The following is a 21,998-nucleotide window of genomic DNA, read 5'->3' as shown; positions in this document are numbered from 1 at the left end:
CGGGGGCACGGGTCGTATGACCGAAGTCGATTTTTACGAACTTTTGCAGGTGGACCGGGGCGCGGATGGCGCCACGCTGAAATCCGCCTATCGCAAGCTCGCCATGGAATATCATCCGGATCGCAATCCGGGAGATACCGAGTGCGAGGCGAAATTCAAATCCATCAACGAAGCCTATGAATGCCTGAAGGACCCGCAAAAGCGCGCGGCCTATGACCGGTTTGGCCATTCGGCGTTCCAGAATGGCGGTGGTGGCGGTGGCCATCAGCAGCAGGGTTTCGGCGGATTTTCCGATATTTTCGAGAATATCTTCGGCGAGGATTTCATGGGTGGCGGCGGCCGCGGCCGTGGCCGCGATGTCCGGCGCGGCGCCGATCTGCGTTATGATTACGAAATCACGCTTGAAGACGCGTTTCACGGTAAGAATGCCGAGTTGACGCTCGACGTGACCGCGTCATGCGAAACCTGTGACGGGTCGGGCGCCAAGCCCGGAACATCGGCCCAGACCTGCGGCACCTGCCAGGGACATGGCAAGGTGCGTGCGCAGCAAGGCCTGTTCCTTGTCGAACGGACCTGTCCGAACTGTCATGGACTGGGCCAGGTGATTGCCGATCCGTGCGAGGATTGCAGAGGCGAGGGCCGCGTCGATACGACCAAGACCATCGATGTGAAGGTCCCGCCCGGCGTGGACGATGGTACGCGGATCCGCGTTTCCGGCGAGGGCGAGGCGGGCGCGCGCGGCGGTCCCGCCGGCGATCTATATATTTTCGTGCATCTCAGCCGCCATGAGCTGTTTCAGCGAGAAGGCACAACGCTGTTCGCGCGCTGCCCGATTTCTTTCACTACGGCAGCTCTAGGCGGGACAATCGAGGTGCCCGGACTGGATGGTGAAGTACATGGCTTCCAGATTCCGGCGGGCATGCAGTCCGGCAAGCAGCTGCGCAAACGCGGCGCCGGCATGCCCGTATTGCAGGGCAGGGGATATGGCGATCTGGTCGCCCAGTTCGATGTCGAAACGCCAAGCAAGCTATCGGCGCGGCAAAAGGAATTGCTGCAGGAGTTTCGCGAAACCGAAACCGGCGAAGAAAGCCCCGAAAGCGCGGGCTTTTTCGACAAGCTGAAAACGATGTTCAGCGAATAGGCAGCGATGGCGGGGCCAGGCTCAACCGACGCGCAGGCCCAACGCAATGCCGCTATGGCCGCCTATCGGCGGGGTGACGGTGACGCGCTCGATCTCGTCGCGCGGGCGCTGAAGGCTGCGCCCGGCGATGGCGGGTTGCTGATCGGCGAAGCCACCCTGCGTGTGTCGGCCGGAGATCCGGAAGCGCTTTCCCGCCTGGAATCGATTGTCGCCCGCGTACCGGACTGGGTGGACGGGCAGATGGCGCTCGCCAATCTGCGTTGGGAAGGCGGCGATGAAGCTCGCTATCTGGCTGCAATCGAAGAGGCACTCGGAAGGATGCCGCGCCATTCGGGCCTTTGGAAAGCCTATATCCAGCTGCTCGCGGGAACCGGGCGCCATGACGACGCGGCCGATGCCGCCTCCACGGCGCGGGAGCAGGGCTTCGACCTGCCGATGCTGCGGTTGATCGAAGCCATGCATAGCGGCACCGCCGGCGATCTGGAGCGCGCCGGGGCTTTGCTTGCCGACCTGCCGGCCGATCTGCCCGACCTGCCGTTCCAGCTCGCACGTCATCGGCTGCGCACCGGCGAGACCGATGAGGCGATCGAGCTTCTCGACGAAGCCCGGCGGCGACATCCCGAGGATGTGTCCGTCTGGGCGCTGACGGAAATCGCCTGGCGACTGGCCGGGGATCCGCGCCATGACTGGCTCGTCGGGCAGGGGGCGTTAACCGGCGCGATCGAGGTCGACATGCCGACAGCGCAGATGGCTGCCCTGGCCCGGCTGTTGCGCATATTGCACAGCGCCAATGCCCGGCCAGTCGGCCAGAGCGTACGCAGCGGGACGCAGACGCGCGGAGATATCTTCGAACGGGCGGAGCCGATCATCGGCGATCTGCGGTCACGGCTGGAACAGGCGGCGCGTACATTCTGGAACGCCCTTCCAGGCCAAGATCCCGCGCATCCCTTGCTGCGCTGGCGCGGCGCGGCGCCAAGCCTGGTCACCGGATGGTCGGTCCGGATTGGCGGCGGCGGCTTTCATGTCAGCCATGTGCATCCCGGCGGCGCGTTGAGCTCGGCCTTTTATGTGGCGATACCCGGCAGTCTGGACGCCGCGCGTCAGGAAGGATGGATAGAGCTTGGCCGCCCACCCGCGGATCTCCAGCTCGATCTTGAACCACTCCGCACTTTCGAACCGAAGCCCGGGCGGCTCATCCTCTTCCCGAGCTATCTTTATCACGGAACCCGGCCGTTCGCGGATGGCGAAAGGCTGTCCGTCGCATTCGATGTCGCGCCCGGACCGGAAGGCAGGCCCTAGTCGAATACCCGTTCGAAAACCGTATCCACATGCTTGAAATGATAGCCAAGATCGAACTTCTCCTCGATCTCGGCATCGCTGAGCGCGGCAGTGACATCCGAATCGGCCTTGAGCAGTTCCATCAGCGATAATGCGCCGTCGGAATCCCAAACCTTCATCGCATTGCGCTGGACGAGCCGATACGCATCCTCACGGCTTACGCCCGCCTGTGTCAGGGCAAGCAGCACACGTTGCGAGTGCACAAGCCCGCCCATCTTGTCCAAATTCTTCTGCATGCGTTCCGGATAGACGAGCAGCTTGTCGATTACGCCGGTGAGGCGCGCGAGCCCGAAATCGAGGGTGATGGTCGCGTCGGGACCGATATAGCGTTCGACAGAGGAATGGCTGATGTCCCGCTCATGCCACAGCGCGACATTCTCCATCGCGGGAAGTGCATAGCCGCGCACCATGCGGGCCAGCCCGGTAAGATTTTCCGTGAGGATCGGGTTGCGCTTGTGCGGCATCGCCGACGAACCTTTCTGCCCGGGCGAGAAATACTCCTCGGCTTCCAGAACTTCGGTCCGCTGAAGATGGCGAATTTCGACGGCCAGTCGTTCGGCCGAAGAGGCGATCACGCCGAGTGTCGCGAAGAACATGGCGTGGCGATCGCGCGGGATAACCTGGGTCGAGATCGGCTCCACGGCCAGCCCCAGTTGTTTGGCGACATGGGCTTCGACGGAGGGATCGATATTGGCGAAGGTCCCCATCGCACCGGAAATCGCGCAGGTGGCGATTTCTTCACGTGCGAGAATGAGGCGCGCCTTGCAGCGTTCAAATTCGGCATAGGCCTGGGCCAGTTTCAGGCCAAAGGTTACCGGCTCGCCCTGAATGCCGTGGCTGCGGCCGATGGTCGGCGTCAGTTTATGTTCCATCGCGCGGCGTTTCAACGCGTCCAGCAACGCATCCAGGTCGGCAAGCAGAATGTCGGAGGCCCGGGTCAGCTGCACGGCGAGGCAGGTGTCGAGCACGTCAGAGCTGGTCATCCCCTGATGCATGAAGCGCGCTTCCTCGCCAACATTTTCCGCTACCCATGTCAGGAAAGCGATAACGTCATGCTTGGTTACCGCTTCGATGGCATCGATGGCGGGAACGTCGATCTCGGGCTCGGTCGCCCACCAGTCCCACAGTGCCTTTGCCGCCGATTCCGGAACAACGCCCAGTTTTGCGAGCGCATCGGTGGCATGTGCCTCGATCTCGAACCAGATCCGGAATTTCGACTCCGGTTCCCAGATGGCGGCCATTTCGGGCCGTGAATAGCGCGGGATCATTGCGGGCGGGTCCTTTGGAATCGGTGATGGTTGAATTAAGCGCGCCGCTTAGCAGGGGCGGGCGCGGGGGACAAACGCCAAGGGCAATCGATTTGCGTTATTCACCCGGCTTGATGATGACGCGCCCTACCACTTGACGGGTTCGCATCATTCCAAACGCCTCGCGCCACCCGCTGAGCGGAACAGCAGTGTGGACGTGTGGCTTTAGTCGACCCGCTTCGGCCAGCGTCCAGATCGCATCGAAATTCTCCACGCCGCGCTCCGGATAGCGGCGCCCATATTCTCCGGCCCGCACACCGACGACCGAAAAGCCCTTGATGAGCGGGATATTGGTCGGGACGGTCGCGATCCGGCCGGAAGCAAAGCCGATAACCAGCAAGCGGCCTCCGAACGCGATGCACCGTGTGCTTTCGTCGAAAATATCGCCGCCGACGGGATCGTAAATCACATCTGCGCCGCCACCGGTGATCTCCTTCACCGCCTCGCGAAATCCGCCTGTCACATTGATTGCGGCATCGGGCTGATATTCCCGCGCGATTGTCGCGAGTTTCTCGTCCGAAGCAGAGGCGGCAATCACCCGGGCGCCGAGCGCCCGGCCGAGATCTACTGCCGCAAGCCCCACGCCGCCCGCCGCGCCATGGACCAATAACCATTCATCCGGCTGCAGCGCTCCGCACCGGACCAGCGACACATAGGCAGTCAGATAGGCAACACCAAAGGCGGCGGCCGCCTCGAACGTCATGGCTTCCGGTTTGCGCCTGAGCGCGGCGATCGGGCAGAGCGCATATTCGCCGAAACCGCCGACACCCAAAGTCGCCACGACCGCGTCGCCAACCGCGAAATCGGCATCATCGCCGCCGAACGCGACAATCTCTCCCGCGATATCGTTGCCGGGCGTAAAAGGCAGTTCGGGCCGATGCTGATATTTGCCTTCGGTCATCAGGAGATCGGGAAAACCTAGCGCAGCTGCCTTGACCCGGAGCAATGCCTGGCCGGGGCCGGGTCGGGGAACCGAAACCTCCGCAACGGCGCAGCCTTTGAAATCGGGCGTTAGGCTGACGACCTGCAACGTCCGCATCATTGCCGGATACACCATTCTATATCAGTCCCTGGCTTCGCATGCTGGTCTGGCCCTGGGTGCCGACAATCAGATGATCGTGCACGGCGATGCCGAGCGGCCGGGCGGCCTCTGCAACTTCGCGGGTGAGCTGGATATCGGCCTTGCTGGGGGCCGGATCGCCGCTGGGATGGTTGTGCACGAGGATAAGCCCGCTCGCATGCAGATCGATGGCGCGGCGGATGATCTCACGCACATAGACGGCGGCCTGGTCGATCGATCCTTCGGTTACTACTTCATCGCGGATGAGGATATTCTTGCTGTCAAGATGGAGCACCCGCACCCGCTCAATCGGTTCGTGCGCCATGTCGGCATGCAGATAATCGATCAGCGCCTGCCAGTTGGCGAGTATCGGTTTTTCGCGGATATCGTCGGCCAGCAGGCGCAGCGCGGACGCCTTGGCGATCATCAGCGCGGCAACCGCCCCTTCGCTGAGACCGCCGATCCGCGACAGTGCTTCGGGCTCGGCCGACAGGAGCGGGCCCAGCCCGCCAAATTCCGCGATTAGCTGTTTGGCCAGAGGTTTGGTGTCGCGGCGCGGTATGGCGAGTGTCAGCAGATATTCGACCAGCTCATGATCGAGCAGCGCGCCATGACCGCCCTCGATCAGCCGTTTCCTCAGCCGGGCGCGGTGGCCTGTGCCATCTGTCGGTGCATCTGCCATGGTGCAACGCTATCGGGATGGCGGCCTGCGTGCAATCGCGCTAATTCAGCATCATGGAAGAAGACGAGCCTCGTCAGAAGGATACGCGCGGGCGATGGCGATATGGCCTTGGCGGTTTCATTCTGTTGCTGGCGATAGCTGCCGGCATCGCCTGGCTAAAGCGCGAGACGATTGCGGCCAGCTATATCGATGACATTCTCGCCGAGGCGGAGATTGAGGGCGGCTATGAGATTCAGGAGATCGGATTCGGCCGGCAGCGAATCGATAATCTTGTCATTGGCGATCCCAACAATCCGGATCTTACTGTGGATTCGGCATTTATCTATCTGCGCTATGGCTTGGGATATCCGGAAATCCGGCGGGTTGTGGCGCGCGGCGTCAGGATAAACGGCCGGCTGGTCGATGGCTCTTTCGATTTCGGCCAGCTCAACGGCCTTTTGCCGGAACCGACCGGGGAGCCGTTCAGCCTTCCCGATATGGAGCTGGAGCTGACGGATGCGATCATGCGCCTGCAGACGCCTTATGGACCGGTGGCGCTTGCCGCATTCGGGTCCGGAGCTCTCCAGAACGGCTTTCGGGGCCGACTTGCAGCGGCAAGCCCGGGCCTGAAATATCGGGGATGCGAGATATCGGCTGTGCGGACGGATTTCGCGGTTGCTGTCAATGATCGCCGCCCCGCCATTGAAGGGCCGGCCCGCGCCGGGGAACTGTCTTGCACTGATACCGGCTTTGCGATGGTCCAGCCGCAACTGGCGCTCGATGCCATTTTCTCTGAGAGCTTTCGCCGCTGGGGGGGGGAAGCCGAGCTTTTGGCCGCGTCAATCGTGCATGCACAGGCGCGCGCGTCCGCCACGCGACTTGCAGTGTCCTTCGATGGCGAGACGGGAAGCCAGACGACCGGCACCATGCGGCTAAGCGCAGCCGGTGCGAGCGGACAGGATATTCGGGCGGCGCGAACCGCATTGCGCGGCCATTACCGGATCAGGAATGGCGGAGGATCAATCGGTTTTGACGGCGATGTCGAGCTCGTCGGTGCGCAGGCGGGAGACCCTGTTCTGGATGGGCTGGTTGCCGCCCTGAGAGGCGCGGAAGGAACGCCGTTGGGCCCGGTGGGGACCGGTCTCGCCCGTGCCTTACAGGCGGCGGGACGCAATTTCGATGCGCAGTTCGCGATTACCGGAGCCTATGGGGAAGGCGGCGGCGCGGTGCGTTTTGCCGAAATACGCGGGACAAGCGAGAGCGGCGCCCGGGTCGCGCTCGAACGGGGAGAGGGGCTGCGCTACGCCTGGCCCGATCGTGGGTTGCGTTTCGACGGAGCGATGCGGCTGGCGGGCGGCGGCTTCCCGCAAAGCTTCGTGACGCTGGATCAGGCGGCGGCGGGCGCTCCGCTGGAAGGCTATGCCGAGATTGCGCCGATCCGTACCGGCAATGCCGTCCTCAACCTCGCTCCGGTGCGGTTCACCGCGGCAGCCGATGGAAACACGCGGATCGTCACCCAGATCGAGATGACCGGTCCGCTCGCCGATGGCCGGGTCGAGCGGCTGCGCATGCCGGTCGCCGGAACGATGGGGCGGGGCGGACGCCTCGCATTCGGCGAAGGCTGCGTCCCGGTTCGCTGGGATCGCCTTTCCGTGGCGGGGGTGACTGTCGGGCCTACCCGGTTGCCCTTCTGCCCGGTCGAAGGCGGCACGCTGGTGCGGTATGCGCCGGGTGTGGGCATGAGCGGCGGGGGCAGGCTGATCCGCCCCCGATTACGGGGAACGCTGGGCGGCTCGCCGCTGTCAATCAGCGCGCAGGATTTTCGTCTGCCCCTTGGCCGGCCCGCCTTTGCCGCAAACGGCGTATCGGTAAGGCTTGGCCCGGCGGGCGCACAATCCGAGCTGGATATCGGTCGCTTGGCGGCGCGTTTCGTCACCGGCGGCGTCGATGGCGAGTTCTCCGCCGCCGCAGGGGAGATCGCCAATGTGCCGATCCGGCTGGAGGACAGCTCCGGCGACTGGCGCTTTGTTGGCGGCATCCTGCAGCTAAATGGGGTTGCCGGCGTAACCAATGACGATCCGGACACGCTTTTCGAGCCCTTGGTCGTGCGCGACATGGCGCTGCGAATGGAAAGCAGCCTGATCACCATGTCCGGCGGTCTGCGTACGCCGGAACAGGATTTGCTGATTGCTAATGTTTCCCTGAACCATGATCTTCGCGACGGGAGCGGCGAGGCGGTTCTGGAGACTGACGACCTGGCGTTTAACGACCGGCTCCAGCCCACGGACCTGACCAATCTCTTGCTCGGGATCGTGGCCGAGGTGGAAGGGCTGGTGAGTGGCATCGGAACGATCCACTGGGATGCAGCCGGCGTGACCAGCGACGGCGTTTACCAGCTGACGGATGTTGACCTTGCCGCACCGTTTGGCCCGGTGCGGGGTCTCAACAGCGAGGTTCGCTTCACCGATCTGCTCGGCATGAATACGGAGCCCGGGCAGGTGGCGACGATTCGCGAAATCAATCCCGGTGTGCTGGTCGAGGACGGTCGTGTGCGCTTTGAGCTGCTTTCGGCGAACCGGGTGCGGGTAGAGGGTGCGCGCTGGCCTTTTGCCGGCGGTGCGCTGATCCTCGATCCCACGATTCTCGATTTCCGTGTTGATCAGGCGCGCGAGCTCGTTTTCCGGGTCGAGGGGGTTGACGGGTTCCAGTTCCTCGAATCGCGCGATTTCGAAAATATCGTCGCGACGGGCCTGTTCGACGGCGAATTGCCGATGGTCTTCGATATCAATGGCGGGCGGATTGAGGACGGATATCTGGTTTCCCGGGCCGGCGGCGGCACATTTTCCTATGTCGGCGAGATTAGCGACGTGAATCTGGGGCTTTTCGGCTCGCTGGCGTTCAACGCGCTGGAGCTGATCCGCTATTCGGAACTGAGGATCGATTTCGACGGCGCGATCGACGGCGAGATGGTCACCAATATCAGTTTTACCGGCGTTTCGCCGAATCTGGATCGGGAGGGCCAGGGCTTCATCGTCGGCGGCTTTACGCGGGAACTGGCCGAAATTCCCATCCGTTTCAATATCCGGATGAACGCGCCGTTCAACCAGATGCTCTATTCCTTCCGCCTGCTCGACGACCCCGGTTTTCTCGTCAATCAGGCAATTCGTGCCCGCATAAACCGAATACAGGCCGAACGTGATGTTCAGGCCACCGAAAGCGAAGATTTGCCATGAAGACTGCCATATTGACGTTGAAGGAGCGCAATGCGACCCATGGATGGATGAAATTGCCGCCTCTTTTAATCGCAGCAGCTTGCGCTGTGTTTACAAGCGGCTGCGTTCAGGTGTCGGCCCCAGTGGAACCCATTGTGATCGAATTGAATATCAGTGTGCAACAGACTGTCGACGTGAACTTGCAGGAAGATGTCGAGAATCTGATCGAAAATAACCCGGAGTTGTTTCCAGAATGACCAAGCGTAACAAAAGCCTCGCCGCCATTTTTGCCACTGCCGCGATTGTCGGTGGTCTCGCAACCATGGCCCCAGCCCAGAACAGTGCTGTGAGCCAGGCGATTTCGCAAGGAATCGTGGGCGAAACAGCCTCGGGCTATCTCGGTTTTGCGCAGACCCCATCGGCGGAACTGCGCGCCCAGGTCGATGCCATCAACCTTGGGCGCCGCTCGGCCTTTTCCGATCTTGCCCAGCAGCGCGGGACGACGCGCCAGCAGGTTGCCGAAGAAACCGCATGCAATCGTCTGTCTAGTGTCAGTCCGGGCCAGGCTTATCAGCTGCGTGACGGTGTCTGGCGGACCCGCGGCTCCGCGCCGATCCCGACGCCCGATTATTGCTAGGCTGGCCTAGCCGCCGGGCAGGGCGAAGCTCTCGCGATATGCAGGCTTGAGGGCGTCGATCATTTCCGCGGTTACCGGCACGTCGACATCGAACGAGCCGGCTGAATAGGGGCCCGCGATATAGGGCGGCACACGCACCCGAAATCCCGTGAAGGACACACCGTCTCCGCCCGTCGGCGCAATTGCGACCTGATCGAGCGAGGGGCAATCGGCCCAGAGATCATCCTCTGCAATATCGCCCATTCGTTCTCTCTGCTGATCGCGCAGCGCGGTACAGAAGGGTTGGTCGATCATCGAGAGTCCGTGATAGCGGTTGGCGAACAGGCCGAGGATACCGATCGGCCGATCGCCGGCCACATCCCAGATCAGGGCGTCGAACGCGGTATTGCCGTGCGCACCACCGGTATAGCTGAAGGTTTCGCTGTCCAGACCGATAAGCGCGTCGGTGCGTCCCGTAACCGTCCACTGCTGGCTATGCTGGTAGGCGCTCGCGGCAGCGGATTGCAATTCCGCCAGTTCGGCGCGTCCCCGGTCATAGTCCGACCGCGCGCGATCGCGCAGCGATTCGAGTTGGTTCTGCAATAGTGGCGCGGAATCGGGCAGCGTCGGAATCGTGAAGGTGAAGCCGCCATCTTCCGCTTCCGTCTGCTGGGCAGAGCCGGGTGCGGCAGGGAAGGCGGCAGCTATAGTCAGGCCAATAGCCAACATGCCGAGAAGAGCACCTCGCAAGCGGTTGTTTTGCGCCTTCATATCCTAACTCCCGGGTCAATTTTCGATACCATCGACAGTCGTCGATTTCGCCTGCGCAAACAATCCCCAAATGCCATGCCGCACTGCATCATATGCGGTTGACTTGAATAGGGCCGCTCACTAAACGGGCCGTGCCTTGGCGGGGTCGATCGCCTCCATGCGCGCGTCCGGCGTTATTTGGCCAATAGGAGCAAGCATGGCGGAGAAAGAAACCGCACAGGATCCCTTCGTCGCGGAAGATTCGCGGCTTGAGTCGCTTGAAGAGCGATTGCAGGCCGCCCAACGCGCAGAAGAGATACGGTCTGGCAAGCGCAACAAGGTTCCCGCCAAGGGTTATTCTCAAGGGAACCGTGTGCTTGCCGAAATGATCGGGGGTCCTGTTGGTGGGGGTGTGATCGGCTGGTTGCTAGACCTGTGGTTCAACACCTTCCCATGGCTGATGCTGGCGATGATGTTCCTCGGGTTCGCTGTCGGCATCAGGAATGTGTTTCGAATTGCCAAAGAGCGCCCGGAATGATCGTGCTGTATGATCTTGGGCGCTTTTTGACAGAATGAACGGGATGTTTGAGCGTGGCTGAAGGCGGCGAAATCGATCCGATGCACCAGTTTCAGGTGGAGCCGCTTGTCGGCGCCTGGGATCCAGCTGGCGGAAGCATCGTGTTCACCAACTCCACCATGTGGATGCTGATTGCGCTGGCCGCGATCTGGCTGTTCATGTGGGGCGGCATGAAGCGCGAACTGGTCCCTGGCCGTTGGCAGCTCGCCGTGGAAGGCCTGACCGGCTTTATAAACAATATGGTTTCAACCAGCATCGGGCCGAAGGGTAAGAAATATATTCCCTTCGTGTTCACGATCTTCATGTTCATCCTGTTCGCCAATATGCTGGGCCTGGTGCCGATTGGCGTAGTGGGTGGTCATCCCTTCACGGTAACGAGCCATTTCGTGATCACCGGTACGATGGCGGTGATGAGCTTCTCGATCGTGCTCGCGGTAGGTTTCTGGAAACATAAGCTGAAGTTTTTCACGCTGTTCATCCCGCACGGTACGCCGTTGCCGATGGTTCCGCTGATCTTCATGATTGAGCTGATCTCTTTCATGGTTCGTCCGTTCAGCCTTGCGCTGCGACTGTTTATCGCAATGACAGCCGGCCATATCCTTCTCAAAGTATTTGGCAGCTTCATCGTCCAGGGCATGAATGCCGGTGCGGAATATGGCCTGCTGGTCAGCCTGCCGAGCTTCCTCCTGATCGTGTTCATCAGCGCGCTCGAGCTGCTGGTTTGCGCCATTCAGGCCTATGTATTTGCACTGCTGACGACTCTCTACATCAACGATGCAGAAAACCTGCATTGATCCTTATTCCAACCATTATTCAGATACGACAAAAGGAGTTAATTCCATGGAACTTGAAGCTGCAAAAATGATCGGTGCCGGTCTTGCTGCAATCGGTGTTGGCGCTGCCGCCACCGGTGTGGGCAACGTTTTCGGATCGTTCCTTGAAGGCGCACTGCGCAATCCGGCTGCCGCCGATGCCGAACAGGGCCGTCTGTTCATTGGCTTCGCTGCTGCCGAGCTGCTCGGCCTGATCGCCTTCACCGTAGCCATCCTGATCCTCTTCGTATTCTAGTCTGATCTGGCGCTGCCTTCGGGCAGCGCCTGTTCGGTTTAGAGTTGAAGACAAGCGATAGGATTTCGGTCTCATGCCACAAATAGATCAGGTCATGATCAGCTACGCGTCACAGATTGTGTCGCTGCTCGTCGTGCTCGCCATTATCTATTTCGGTATCGCCAAGGCGATGCTGCCCAAAGTGCAAAATACGATCGACGCGCGCGCCAAGCGCGTGACGGACGATCTTGCAGCTGCAGAGGCAGCGCATCAGCGGGCGGACGAGATTGAGGAAACCTATCGCAACCAGATGAACGACGCGCGGTCGGACGCCAATGGCGTTACGACCGAGGCAAAGGCAAACGCTGCTGCCGAAAATGACAAGCGCGTCGCGGCGGCCGATGAAAAGCTTGATGCCAAGCTCGCCGAAGCCGAAGTTGCACTGGCCACGGCGCGCGCTGCCGCGCTGACCGAGATTGAAAATGTCGCTGTGGAGGCGACACAGGACATCGTGGCCAAAGTTTCCGGCGGTAAGGTTGCCAAGGCGGATGCCAGCAAGGCCGTAAAAGAGGTGATGGCCAATGGCTGAAGGTAACCCGGAACTGGAACAGGAACTTTCGAACGAAGTTCATGACGATTTGGGGCTTCCCGTTACGGAGGCCCATACCGAGGAGGCTGCGCACGCCGAGCCGACGGCCCTGTTCCTCGATGCCAATGGCTGGGTTGCGATGGCGATGATATTCGTCATTGCCGTGATGCTGTGGAAGAAAGTCCCGTCGATCATCGGCGCCGCGATGGACAAGCGCATTGCCGCTATTCGCGCCGAGATTGACGAAGCCTCGAAGCTGCGTTCCGAAGCCGAAGCGATCAAGGCCGAATATGAAGCCAAGACCGCCAATGCCGACAAGGAAGCCGCCGCGATGCTCGACCGGGCCCGCGAAGAAGCTGATAGCATTGTCGCTCAGGCGCACACCGATGCCGATGCGCTTATCGAACGTCGCAGCCGCCTTGCGGAAGACAAGATCGCAGCTGCCGAGCGCAGTGCAATTGCCGAAGTCCGTGCCAAGGCTGCAAGCGCTGCGACCGCTGCCGCCGCAGCGCTGATCCAGCAGAAGCATGATGCCGATGCGGACAAGGCGCTGATCGACAGCACGATTTCCGGCATGGATGTGCGCCTCAACTAGGCTGCTCGATTGCCCGAAAGTTTTGATCGCCGGGGCGGATCGTTTGGAAACGGAACGATCTCGCAATCGTCAGGATTTCGGTTCGACAATCAGGTAGACGCCCGTTTCCGTACCGATATTGACCGCTTCATGCCAGTCGACGCCGTCACTCCACCAGGATACACCGCTTTCCAGCCTGCGCTCTTCCGTGCCATCGGCATCGGTAATCCGCATGGTGCTGCCTTCCAGGATATAGCCCCAATGCGGGGGGTGGAAATGGCGCTCATGGCCGATTTCGGGCGGAAATGTACAGCGCCCGACGCGCATATCGTCATTCTCGTATAGCAGCTCGCACACTTCTTCGCCCTGCCAGCCCGCATCGAACGCGGTTGGCAATTCTTCGGTGGTTTGCGCGGCAAGCGAAACCGCACAGCCGAATGCGACGAGGAAAAGCGGCGCAAAAGATATCGTCTTTGCGTTCGGATATGCAGGCATGTGGTTCGTTCCTCCGGGAAAGTTCTCGCTGGTAGAAGTTCGTGGTGTCGCGGACAATGCGGTTGACTGCAAAACGGGCGCTGCGGGAATTTGGATTGCCGTTTGCGGCCGGGTCGCCAAACTCCTAAATCCCTCCTGTGAACGATCAACCCAACGCCCCGGACCGGTTCAATGAAGACAAGGCCACCTTCACGGTCAAGGGCAGCGATATGCCCGATCTCGACGCGGGTGTAGCGGCAATCCGCGATGTCGTGAAAACGCTGCCCGCACGGCCCGGCGTCTACCGGATGCTCGATGCGCGCAGCGATGTGCTTTATGTCGGCAAGGCGGCGAGCCTGAAATCGCGCGTGCCTAATTATGCGCAAATCCAGCAATTGCCCAAGCGGCTTCAGCGCATGGTCGCCCAGACCCGGGCGATGACGATCGTAACGACCGAGACCGAGGCCGAAGCGCTGCTGCTCGAGGCGCAGCTGATCAAACGCTATCGGCCGCCCTATAACGTCCTGCTGCGCGACGATAAGAGCTTTCCGTTCATCCTGCTCCGCGAGGACCATGATTTTCCGCGGATCATGAAGCATCGCGGTGCGCGTCGCGCCAAGGGGCAGTATTTCGGGCCGTTCGCCAGCGCCGGTTCGGTAAACCAGACGATCAATGCCCTGCAGAAGATGTTCCTGCTCAGAAACTGCACAGACAGTTTTTTCAGCAATCGGGACAGGCCATGCCTGCTTTATCAAATCCGCCGCTGTTCGGCGCCCTGTGTCGGGCGGATCAGCGACCAGGATTATGGCGAGCTCGTTGAAGATGCGAAAAGCTTCCTCTCTGGCAAGAGCACCGCTGTGCAGAAGAAGCTTGGCGTACAGATGGAGAAAGCCTCGACAAATCTCGATTTCGAGATGGCGGCGGTTTACCGCGACAGGCTAAAGGCGCTGACCTTCATCCAGGGCAGTCAGGCGATCACGGCGCAGGGGGTGTCGGACGCCGATGTTTTCGCTCTGGCGAGCAAGGCGGGAACGGTTGGTATCCAGGCGTTTTTCATTCGCGGCGGCCAGAATTGGGGCCATCGCAGCTTCTTTCCCGCGCACACCAAGGACGTTCCCGAGGAGGAAGCTTTGCAGGCCTTCCTCATGCAATTCTACGAAGAGGTCCCGCCACCCAAGCTTGTCTTGATCGACCGCGAATTGCCGGATGCTGCTCTTCTGGCGGAAGCTCTGGCCGAGCGCGCGGGCCGGAAGGTCAGGCTCAAGATTCCGCAGCGCGGCGATCAGCGCAAATTGCTAGAGCAGGCGACGCGCAATGCGGCCGAGGCGCTCGAGCGCCGGTTGGCGGAATCCTCGAGTCAGGCGAAGGTGATGCGCGAATTGACGGAACTGTTCGAACTGGACGATCTTCCCGACCGGATCGAGATTTACGATAACAGCCATGTTTCGGGCACCAATGCTGTGGGCGCGATGGTGGTCGCAGGGCCGGAAGGGTATCGCAAATCCAGCTATCGCAAATTCAACATCAAACGGCCTGAAACCGCGCCCGGCGATGATTTCGCGATGATGCGCGAAGTGTTCGAACGGCGCTTTGCCCGGGCCGAGAAGGAAGATCCCGAGCGGCGCAAGGGCGAATGGCCCGATCTCGTGCTGATCGATGGCGGCAAGGGACAGGTGAGCGCGGCGGCAAACACGCTTGAGGAAATGGGGATCGGCGATGTTGCGCTGATCGGTATCTCCAAGGGGCCGGATCGCAATGCGGGGCGCGAGCATTTCCACTTTCCCGACGGGAGGGAAGAATTGCTGCCGCCGAACAGCGCCCTGATGTTCTACCTCCAGCGCCTGCGTGACGAAGCCCATCGTTTTGCCATCGGTGCACACCGGCAGAAACGGGCCAAGGCGATGGGCACGAGTCCCCTCGATCAAGTTCCCGGTATCGGTCCGGCGCGCAAACGGGCCTTACTCCTTCATTTCGGTACGGCGCGCGCCGTGAAATCGGCGGGGCTGGAGGACATCATGCGTGTGCCGGGTGTTTCAAAAGCGATGGCCCAGGCAATTTACGACCATTTTCATGCAGGGGGATAAGCTTCGGGTTCAGGCCCGTTCTGGAGTCGGGCCGTCCGGAGCGGTGCCGAAATAATAATAGGCGGCAAAGGCGAACAGGCCGATCGATATGAAGAGTTCGCGAAACTCCGTGGCGTCCGGCAGGTCGAGCATGTGCGGTCCGAAATAGAGGACAAGGATCTGGCCGACGGCAATCAGTACCGCGATGCCGGCAAACAGCATGGCTTCGGCTCTTTCGCCGCGCCGGCGCGCGCTCAGCGCAAATGTCAGCATGGCAAACAGAGCAGTGAAGGTCAGCATCTGGATCGGCACGAGGCTCCAGTGACCGTAGCTGAAGATAACCATTGGCGCGCTGAGCGCAGCGACCGCGCGGTTGGGAAAGAAATCCGAAAAAGTGGAAGCGATTTTCCAGTGGCGCAGTGCTGGCCTGGCCAGCGGCAGGACGATCAGGAACAACCCGGTACCGAAATAGTAGGCGAGCTCCGAAATATCGGTATGGATATTGTGGAAATTAAACTCGCTTTGCCAGTTGCGGGCGGCAATGCCGTCTGGCGTCTCGAAACCGAAAATGCGCTGGCCCCAGGAAATCTCCTCCATGCCAATCAGGAAATACAGTCCGGCGAATCCGACGGGGATGAGAAGGCCGACAAGGATCGCACCAAAACCGTCGAACGGCTTCCGTGCGCGGCGTAGAACCGCGAGCGCAAGGAAGGCTGCTCCGACCAGAACGAATAGTGCCGATACCCATTCGAGAATATTGTCTTCGCGTGCAAACCAGTGGAACAACGGCGGATTCCAGGCCAGTATCGCTACTGAAATGGCGGCTACGGCTGCGGTTAGCGTGCCGTTGCGGATTTCTGTCGGATCGAGGGCCGTCACGTCATCGGCGACGCGGTGAAGCCAGGGCCGGGCCAGCACAGCGGCCAGAAAAGCAGACAGCAGCATCGAGAACAGCATTCTCGCGAAATGATATGCCGAAAAATCGGCCGGCTCTTCCCGTGCCGGGTGCCAGCCAAAAGCGCTCATCTCACAGATCGAGATGGCGCCCATGCCAATCAGGGCCGCCGAGGCAGCCACAAGTATTGCCATGTGCTTGGATGTGGCGTCTGGTTTGGTGTCGAGCATCGGCCGAGAATAGCTACGGATGGTAAAAATGCCCTAAATGAAGGCCTATCCGGGCTTCCTACCCTTTGCGAAGGAAAAGGGGACGGAGCAGCGTTGCCAAAATCCGGCCGCGCACGAACAGCAGGTCCTGGATTTCAGGGCCCGGTTCGGCGCCCATTTCGGTCTTGTAGCCGGCATCTCCGGCACCCCAGCTGACGGTATCGACGCCGCGGCCGGTTGCGAATGCGAAATCCTTGTAAAGCAGCAACTTGCCCGGCCCGAACTTCGAAAAGCCATCGTCGTAGTTATTGGCGATGTAATAGCGGCAATTATCGATCTCGAGCCCGAAACTGAAGGCGATAGGTTTGTCGCCGACCGTCATGAGGCACGCGAACAGGCGTTGCGATAGTATTGGATCGGCGATCATTTTTTCCCAGACGGCCCGGTTTTTGGGGTCGAGAAATTTGGTATCGCCGCCGCCATCGAGTTTGGCGAGCCAGCTCCCGGCTTCGACTTCGGCCATGGCATCCATGCGCGCCTTGTCGATCTCCGGACCAATCAGGAAATGATAGTTCAACTCTCCATCGGCCGAGAGTTTGCGTTCGCGCGCACGGTTCTTGCGGGCCGTAGAACCTTTGGGCCATGGCCCTGCTGCGTGAAGGGCAGCGAGATCGAGTTCATAGCAGGTGGCCAGCGGTTTTTCGATGACTTGCCAGCCATTTGCGCGGGCAAGCGGGACAAGGCGCGAGCGTACCGGATCGTCCGAATAGACGGGCCCGAAGCGGAATATCCGGCCGATCGCGCGCTGCATCGCATTGCCACCGAGCGCCAGGCCCAACTCCGCATCGCTCATGTTGCTGGCAACAGGAAAGCTACGAAACGGCCAGTAGCTGCCCGGTATTTCACTGATCCGAAACGGCCCTATAGAGCGCGCGGTAAGCGGAATTGCCACAATCGGCGTTCCATCCGGGCGGCGAACGCCTGCGATTTTATGGGACTGTTCGGTCGCGCCAAACCAGCCTGATGTGAGAAAGGACTGTGCTGGATGCGCGGCGGCCGTCACCGCATCGAGATCGGATGCGGCGAACGGGACGACATCAATTGCCGGCAGTTCGCTATCAATGGCTGCGAGAATATTCAGGCTGAGCCGCTCCCTCGTCACGCTGAAACATGTCCATTGTCTAGGCGTGCATGCTTAAGATCGCGTTTATCCGCTGCATGACGCGCGGAAATTTGCGGATGTTTACGAATATTTTCAGCCTTGGGCTTATGGCGAAGGCATGGGAACGCGGACCATTTTGACCATCGATACTGAGCTGACCTGGCGCCATCACATCGCCGGATCGGGCTGGGAAGAGAATTATGCGCGCAGCGTCGAGCCTGCGGGCGTCGGCCTTAGCTATCAACTGGCCCAGCTGGCCCACCACGGGCTCAAGGCCTGTTTTTTTGTGGATCCGATGCCGGCGCTGGTGTTCGGGATCGATCCCGTGCGCCGGATGGTTGAGACCATTACCAGCGCCGGGCAGGAGGTGCAGCTGCATATCCATCCGATGTGGGAACAGGCGCGGACGGATGGCACAGTGGCGGAAGGAACGGTGTTCGAGCTGATCGATCACCCGTTTGACAAGCAGCGCGCCCTGATTGCCGAAGCGCGGGCTCTTCTTGTCGAAGCCGGTGCCGCCGATCCCATCGCCTTTCGATCCGGCAGCTATGCTGTGAATGAGGATAGTCTGCGTGTCCTGGCCGCGTTGGGCATTCGCTACGACAGCAGCCACAATGGCTGCGAGGGGCCTTGGCCGAGCGCCTTGTCATTGCCGCTCGATCAGACCGCACCGGTGGAGCATCAGGGTGTGATCGAGATCCCGGTATCTCAGATGCGGACCGGAAGCGGCGGGTTGCGGCATATGCAGATTTGCGCCGTTTCGCTGGCGGAAATGGCGCATGCGCTGGATCATGCCGTTGCCAATGGGCATCCAACATTCGTTCCCGTTGGCCATAGTTTTGAACTGGCCACCCGCGACGGGCTCCGCCCCAATCCGGTGGTCAGGAAACGGTTCGACGGGCTGTGCGCCATGCTTGCGGATCGCGCCGACCGGGCACCGACCATGCATTTTGCCGATCTCGATACCTTGCCGCTTGGCGGGGCACTGGAGCCGGTACCAGCATCTCTGACACTGGTGGCCGGGCGAATGGCCGGGCAGCTCTGGTCGAACCTTATCGAGAAGCGCGCCGCGTGACATCGGCCATATCTCTTCCTCTGCGCTTTCAGGTCGGCGCCCGCACGGTGTTGTCCGTCAGGCGACGGCTTGTGCGTACCGGCCTTTCCCTGGGGGAGGCGATGCGTGGAGAGAGTTTCGAGACCCCAAGACTTAACCCGGCCGACCATGGTTATCTGATCACCTCGCTTCGCGAAGACCGGCTGGCGGCGATCACGGCGCAGCATCCGGGCATGCTGGCGCTTGTCCGCCAGCGCTATTCCCGGCGCTATGCGGATATGTCGGGGAGCTACGATGCGTATCTTGCGACCTTTTCGGGCAAGAGCCGTTCGACGCTTCGTCGAAAGGTGCGGAAGTTTGCGAAAATTTCGGGCGGAGAACTCGATATCCGTATCTATCAAAGTCCGGAGGAAATGGCCGAATTCCAGACGCTCGCTCGGTGCGTTTCCGCTAAAACCTATCAGGAGAAGCTGCTCGATGCCGGATTGCCCGACGATCCGGAATACAAAGCCCAGATGATGCGCGCTGCGGCCCGGGGAGAGGCCCGCGCCTGGCTGTTGTTCGTCCAGAATAAACCCGTCAGTTATCTCTATGCGCCTGCCGATGGCGACACGTTGATCTATGCCTATCTTGGCTATGACCCCGAATGGGCCCGGCACTCGCCCGGAACCGTGCTGCAGATAGAAGCCATGAAGCAGATTATCGAGGAAGGACGGTTTCGCCGTTTCGATTTTACCGAGGGCGACGGGCAGCATAAAAGGCTGTTCGCGACGGACGGGATTGCGTGTGTCGACCTGTTGCTGCTCCGCAAGACGGCTGGCAATTATCTATTGGCCGGCGCTTTGGCGGCTTTCGACCGCGGCGTGGATTTTGCCAAGCGGCTGGGTCTGCGCAAATGGGTCCGCCGTTTCTCGCGCTAGCGCCACTCGCTAGCCGATTTCCTCGTCCAGCTCCCCGAACAGGGCCGCAATATGCGTGAGGCGAGGGCGTTCTTCTTCGAGAACCGCCCGGAATGCCCGTTTCTTGACCGCCATGACCTCGTCTCCCGACAGACCCTTGTCTTCCGGAACCGTGGACAGAAGAATGTCGATCAGCCTGTCCGCGCCGTGCAGCCGGCCCCAGAGAAAGTCATTCTCGCGATAGGCGCGGCTGAAGAACGCGCCAAAGCTGTTGAACTCGATCCCCCTGAGGGTCGCTTCAGCACCGCCTTCGCGGATCGATTGGGCGTCTTCCGGAGCGATGCGATCAACCTTCACCGGGTCGAACTCGTCCAGCCCTTCGCCCTGCAGCAGGGGAAGTGTGGCAATGTCGTAAAATGGGAAGCCCAGATAGGCGAACAACATCGTTCGCCTTTTCGGCTTTGGCAGGGCGGCCAGCCCGGTTGCCAGTAACTCTTCTCCCTGCATATCGACGGTCTTCAGATTGCGGGTTTTGGCCAGCATTTCGAGCGCCGCTTCGGGCGCTGTCGCCGCGTTGAGGGCGGCTTCCACCATATCGTTATCGTAAAATTCCAGCCTTTCGCGCTCGAGATAGAGGCCCAGTGTTTCGTAAATGGCGTCGCGCAGGACGTTCAATGCATCGGGATCGCATTGGCCGCTTTCCTCGATCTGGGCGACGCTGCGCAGCATGAATCGCAGCCGGCGCGTCCGGAACAAAAGGTCATGCTGCCGGAAAAATGCTATGGCGCTTTCATTGGCACCCGAATTGGAAAGCGCTTCGGAGTCGCCAAGCCCCATTGCGCCGACCGCGCTCCAGATGGCGCGATGCAGGGACCGGTCTTCCATACTGCCATTGTCGGCAATGCTGCTGAGCATGCCGACAATCTCGTCGATGATGCCAGACAGTTTGAGCTGGCCGTAGGAGACATAGGCATAGCCCGCTTCCTTGGCGGCGAAATTCTGGGCTTTTGCGCGCCATGCTGCGAGGCGTTGCGGGGTCGGGCGATTGAGGAACAGCGTCCGGCCAAAATCAATCTCGATCGCGTTCTCGACCTCGGGACGGATTGCCTCGACGATCCGCCGCATCCGCAAAATCCGCTGCGAATGCTCCTCAATCGCTTCCAGATTGTCGCGAATGGGCTGCTCGCGCGGGATATCGGAAAGCGCTCCGAAAATTGCCCGAAAAAAACCGGGGCTTCCGCCGTCGCCATCGCCCATTTCGATGCTGCGGACGCCGGGCTTGGGATCGATATAGACGAAACGCCGGTCGACCTCCCGGTGGGCGGGGCGGTCCCGCAAGGCGTCGATAGCCGGGCCGAAGGGCGCATTGGCCAACACCGAACCGTCGATGAGCGGTGTCGATTCGGCGGTCCCGGCTGCGAAGTGACGTGGCAAGACCCGCTGGAGAAAAGCGGTGCGACCGGGCCAGTCGATCCCGCGGTCCGCCAGCACGGCGTCGAGTTCCTTGACTGTAAACGGTGGAAAGGCGCCGGGAAAACTGGCCGTTGCCCGGGCTGCAAAGGTCAGTTCGGGAATGCTTCCCAGATTCCGGGGCGCCATCCCGTGATCGGTGAAGGGAAGGGTCAACCGATGCTCCGTTTCGATGATTTCGGGCGGCGAGTTCAGATGCAGTTTCTGCGGATGGCCATGAAAGTCTGTCACCGTCACGAACAGGTCGAGTGGCTGGCCTTCCGGCAGCAGCGGCTTGGTGGCTGGCATCGTGTCCATTGCTTCGAACGCATCGATGATAAGATTGGTAAACCCCTTGCCTCCAAAAGGGGGCTGAAACCATTTGGCCCGGACAAAGCGGGAGAGCTTGGCGCTGACCTCATCCCAGGCTGCCGGATCGACTGTAGCCTCAATGGTGCCGCCCCGGCGGCGTGCCACGGCCCAGGCGATTGGAACGGCCCAGAATTTGGTAAAGCGGGAAATCGGGCGTTTGTCCGGTGCGATCAGGATGTCGACATCGGCCTTGTCGAGCCAGAGGTCGGTCAGGGGATCGAGCGATTTTCCCGAAGCGATGGCTTCCGCGAGAAACACGCCGTTGATGCCGCCTGCGCTGGCCCCAGCGACGATGTCGACCAGCGCGCGCAATTTGATGCCGCTGCGCTGTTCGATCGTGTCGAGCAGTTCGCGGTACACGCGTTGCGAAGTGTCTGTAGGTACAAGATCGTCATGAAAGGCGCGGCTGGCCCGGGTCAGCCGCCAGATTTCCTTGGTGATCCCATGCATGTAGATTGCGAGACTGATGCCGCCATAACAGACAAGGGCCAGGCGCAACTCTTTCTCTCGCATACCAAGATTCTGGCAGGTGTGAGTGCTGTTGTCGAG

At 60.9% G+C, this 21,998-nt stretch carries 21 protein-coding genes; 13 read left to right on the top strand and 8 right to left on the bottom strand.

What is annotated here, in order from left to right; all coding sequences use genetic code 11:
• The first annotated feature begins 16 nt into the window (after positions 1-16).
• Both dnaJ and DFR46_RS04800 read left to right on the top strand, forming a co-directional pair.
• On the top strand, positions 17-1,141 hold the full coding sequence (dnaJ, locus tag DFR46_RS04805; RefSeq protein ID WP_116235416.1) for a molecular chaperone DnaJ: 1,125 nt from the start codon (positions 17-19) through the stop codon (positions 1,139-1,141).
• 6 nt (positions 1,142-1,147) lie between these two features.
• Positions 1,148-2,440, top strand: a complete 1,293-nt coding sequence (locus DFR46_RS04800) for a 2OG-Fe(II) oxygenase family protein (RefSeq protein ID WP_116235415.1) — start codon at positions 1,148-1,150, stop codon at positions 2,438-2,440.
• On the opposite strand, the gene purB is transcribed toward DFR46_RS04800, so the two are convergent.
• The 3 genes from purB to radC form a co-directional block, all read right to left on the bottom strand.
• A complete protein-coding gene (purB, locus tag DFR46_RS04795) occupies positions 2,437-3,747 on the bottom strand; it encodes an adenylosuccinate lyase (protein ID WP_116235414.1) in 1,311 nt (436 codons plus the stop codon). The two genes, DFR46_RS04800 and purB, sit on opposite strands and share 4 nt — an antisense overlap.
• A gap of 97 nt (positions 3,748-3,844) precedes the next feature.
• Positions 3,845-4,843: an NADPH:quinone oxidoreductase family protein gene (locus DFR46_RS04790; protein WP_245953684.1), complete on the bottom strand. Its 999-nt coding sequence runs from the start codon at positions 4,841-4,843 to the stop codon at positions 3,845-3,847.
• 1 nt (position 4,844) lies between these two features.
• On the bottom strand, positions 4,845-5,528 hold the full coding sequence (radC, locus tag DFR46_RS04785; protein WP_116235413.1) for a RadC family protein: 684 nt from the start codon (positions 5,526-5,528) through the stop codon (positions 4,845-4,847).
• Between the two features lie 53 nt (positions 5,529-5,581).
• Between radC and DFR46_RS04780 the strand changes: the two genes are divergently transcribed.
• From DFR46_RS04780 to DFR46_RS04770, 3 genes are read left to right on the top strand one after another with little or no spacing between them, the layout of a single operon-like run.
• A complete protein-coding gene (locus DFR46_RS04780; protein ID WP_116235412.1) occupies positions 5,582-8,740 on the top strand; it encodes an intermembrane phospholipid transport protein YdbH family protein in 3,159 nt (1,052 codons plus the stop codon).
• Positions 8,737-8,976 (top strand): YnbE family lipoprotein, encoded by a 240-nt coding sequence (locus DFR46_RS04775; RefSeq protein WP_245953682.1) that lies wholly within the window; start codon positions 8,737-8,739, stop codon positions 8,974-8,976. The genes DFR46_RS04780 and DFR46_RS04775 overlap by 4 nt, the downstream gene beginning before the upstream one ends.
• Complete coding sequence (locus DFR46_RS04770) at positions 8,973-9,356, top strand: YdbL family probable chaperone protein (protein ID WP_116235411.1); 384 nt, start codon at positions 8,973-8,975, stop codon at positions 9,354-9,356. Before DFR46_RS04775 ends, DFR46_RS04770 begins: the two co-directional genes overlap by 4 nt.
• Positions 9,357-9,362: 6 nt before the next feature.
• Here DFR46_RS04770 and DFR46_RS04765 read toward each other — a convergent pair whose 3' ends face one another.
• Positions 9,363-10,106: a PdaC/SigV domain-containing protein gene (locus DFR46_RS04765; protein WP_116235410.1), complete on the bottom strand. Its 744-nt coding sequence runs from the start codon at positions 10,104-10,106 to the stop codon at positions 9,363-9,365.
• A gap of 196 nt (positions 10,107-10,302) precedes the next feature.
• Here DFR46_RS04765 and DFR46_RS04760 point away from each other — a divergent pair, with 196 nt between their 5' ends.
• The 5 genes from DFR46_RS04760 (at position 10,303) to DFR46_RS04740 (ending at position 12,893) form a co-directional block, all read left to right on the top strand.
• Positions 10,303-10,623 carry an AtpZ/AtpI family protein gene (locus DFR46_RS04760; RefSeq protein WP_116235409.1) on the top strand — a complete coding sequence of 107 codons (321 nt, stop codon included), beginning with the start codon at positions 10,303-10,305 and terminating at the stop codon, positions 10,621-10,623.
• A gap of 80 nt (positions 10,624-10,703) precedes the next feature.
• Complete coding sequence (locus tag DFR46_RS04755; protein WP_211306450.1) at positions 10,704-11,456, top strand: F0F1 ATP synthase subunit A; 753 nt, start codon at positions 10,704-10,706, stop codon at positions 11,454-11,456.
• Positions 11,457-11,502: 46 nt separating this feature from the next.
• Complete coding sequence (locus DFR46_RS04750; protein ID WP_116235407.1) at positions 11,503-11,730, top strand: F0F1 ATP synthase subunit C; 228 nt, start codon at positions 11,503-11,505, stop codon at positions 11,728-11,730.
• Positions 11,731-11,803: 73 nt separating this feature from the next.
• Positions 11,804-12,298 (top strand): F0F1 ATP synthase subunit B family protein, encoded by a 495-nt coding sequence (locus tag DFR46_RS04745; RefSeq protein WP_116235406.1) that lies wholly within the window; start codon positions 11,804-11,806, stop codon positions 12,296-12,298.
• Complete coding sequence (locus tag DFR46_RS04740) at positions 12,291-12,893, top strand: F0F1 ATP synthase subunit B family protein (RefSeq protein WP_116235405.1); 603 nt, start codon at positions 12,291-12,293, stop codon at positions 12,891-12,893. Before DFR46_RS04745 ends, DFR46_RS04740 begins: the two co-directional genes overlap by 8 nt.
• 69 nt (positions 12,894-12,962) lie before the next feature.
• Here DFR46_RS04740 and DFR46_RS04735 read toward each other — a convergent pair whose 3' ends face one another.
• Entirely contained in the window at positions 12,963-13,367 is a 405-nt protein-coding gene (locus tag DFR46_RS04735) for a cupin domain-containing protein (RefSeq protein WP_116235404.1), read from the bottom strand.
• A gap of 137 nt (positions 13,368-13,504) precedes the next feature.
• On the opposite strand from DFR46_RS04735, the gene uvrC reads away from it, so the two are divergent.
• Positions 13,505-15,430, top strand: a complete 1,926-nt coding sequence (uvrC, locus tag DFR46_RS04730; RefSeq protein WP_116235403.1) for an excinuclease ABC subunit UvrC — start codon at positions 13,505-13,507, stop codon at positions 15,428-15,430.
• Positions 15,431-15,439: 9 nt separating this feature from the next.
• Here the strand turns inward: uvrC and DFR46_RS04725 are convergent, their stop codons facing one another.
• Together DFR46_RS04725 and DFR46_RS04720 are read right to left on the bottom strand one after the other, a co-directional pair.
• Positions 15,440-16,498, bottom strand: coding sequence for a hypothetical protein (locus DFR46_RS04725; protein WP_211306373.1), 1,059 nt, complete (start codon positions 16,496-16,498; stop codon positions 15,440-15,442).
• Positions 16,499-16,592: 94 nt separating this feature from the next.
• The gene (locus tag DFR46_RS04720; protein ID WP_116235401.1) at positions 16,593-17,675 is read right to left on the bottom strand and encodes a GNAT family N-acetyltransferase; all 1,083 of its coding nucleotides are present in this window, start codon (positions 17,673-17,675) and stop codon (positions 16,593-16,595) included.
• Positions 17,676-17,793: 118 nt separating this feature from the next.
• Between DFR46_RS04720 and DFR46_RS04715 the strand changes: the two genes are divergently transcribed.
• The gene (locus tag DFR46_RS04715) at positions 17,794-18,750 is read left to right on the top strand and encodes a polysaccharide deacetylase family protein (protein WP_116235400.1); all 957 of its coding nucleotides are present in this window, start codon (positions 17,794-17,796) and stop codon (positions 18,748-18,750) included.
• A 71-nt stretch (positions 18,751-18,821) separates the two neighbouring features.
• Positions 18,822-19,649 (top strand): GNAT family N-acetyltransferase, encoded by an 828-nt coding sequence (locus tag DFR46_RS04710; protein WP_147297617.1) that lies wholly within the window; start codon positions 18,822-18,824, stop codon positions 19,647-19,649.
• A gap of 9 nt (positions 19,650-19,658) precedes the next feature.
• On the opposite strand, the gene DFR46_RS04705 is transcribed toward DFR46_RS04710, so the two are convergent.
• Complete coding sequence (locus tag DFR46_RS04705) at positions 19,659-21,962, bottom strand: patatin-like protein (protein WP_116235398.1); 2,304 nt, start codon at positions 21,960-21,962, stop codon at positions 19,659-19,661.
• Between the last annotated feature and the right edge of the window lie 36 nt (positions 21,963-21,998).

It is taken from the genome of Parasphingopyxis lamellibrachiae (assembly GCF_003385775.1).
GTDB lineage: Bacteria > Pseudomonadota > Alphaproteobacteria > Sphingomonadales > Sphingomonadaceae > Parasphingopyxis > Parasphingopyxis lamellibrachiae.
The sequence above is the reverse complement of the archived record's forward strand: the minus strand, read 5'-3'. Positions and strand labels throughout refer to the sequence as shown.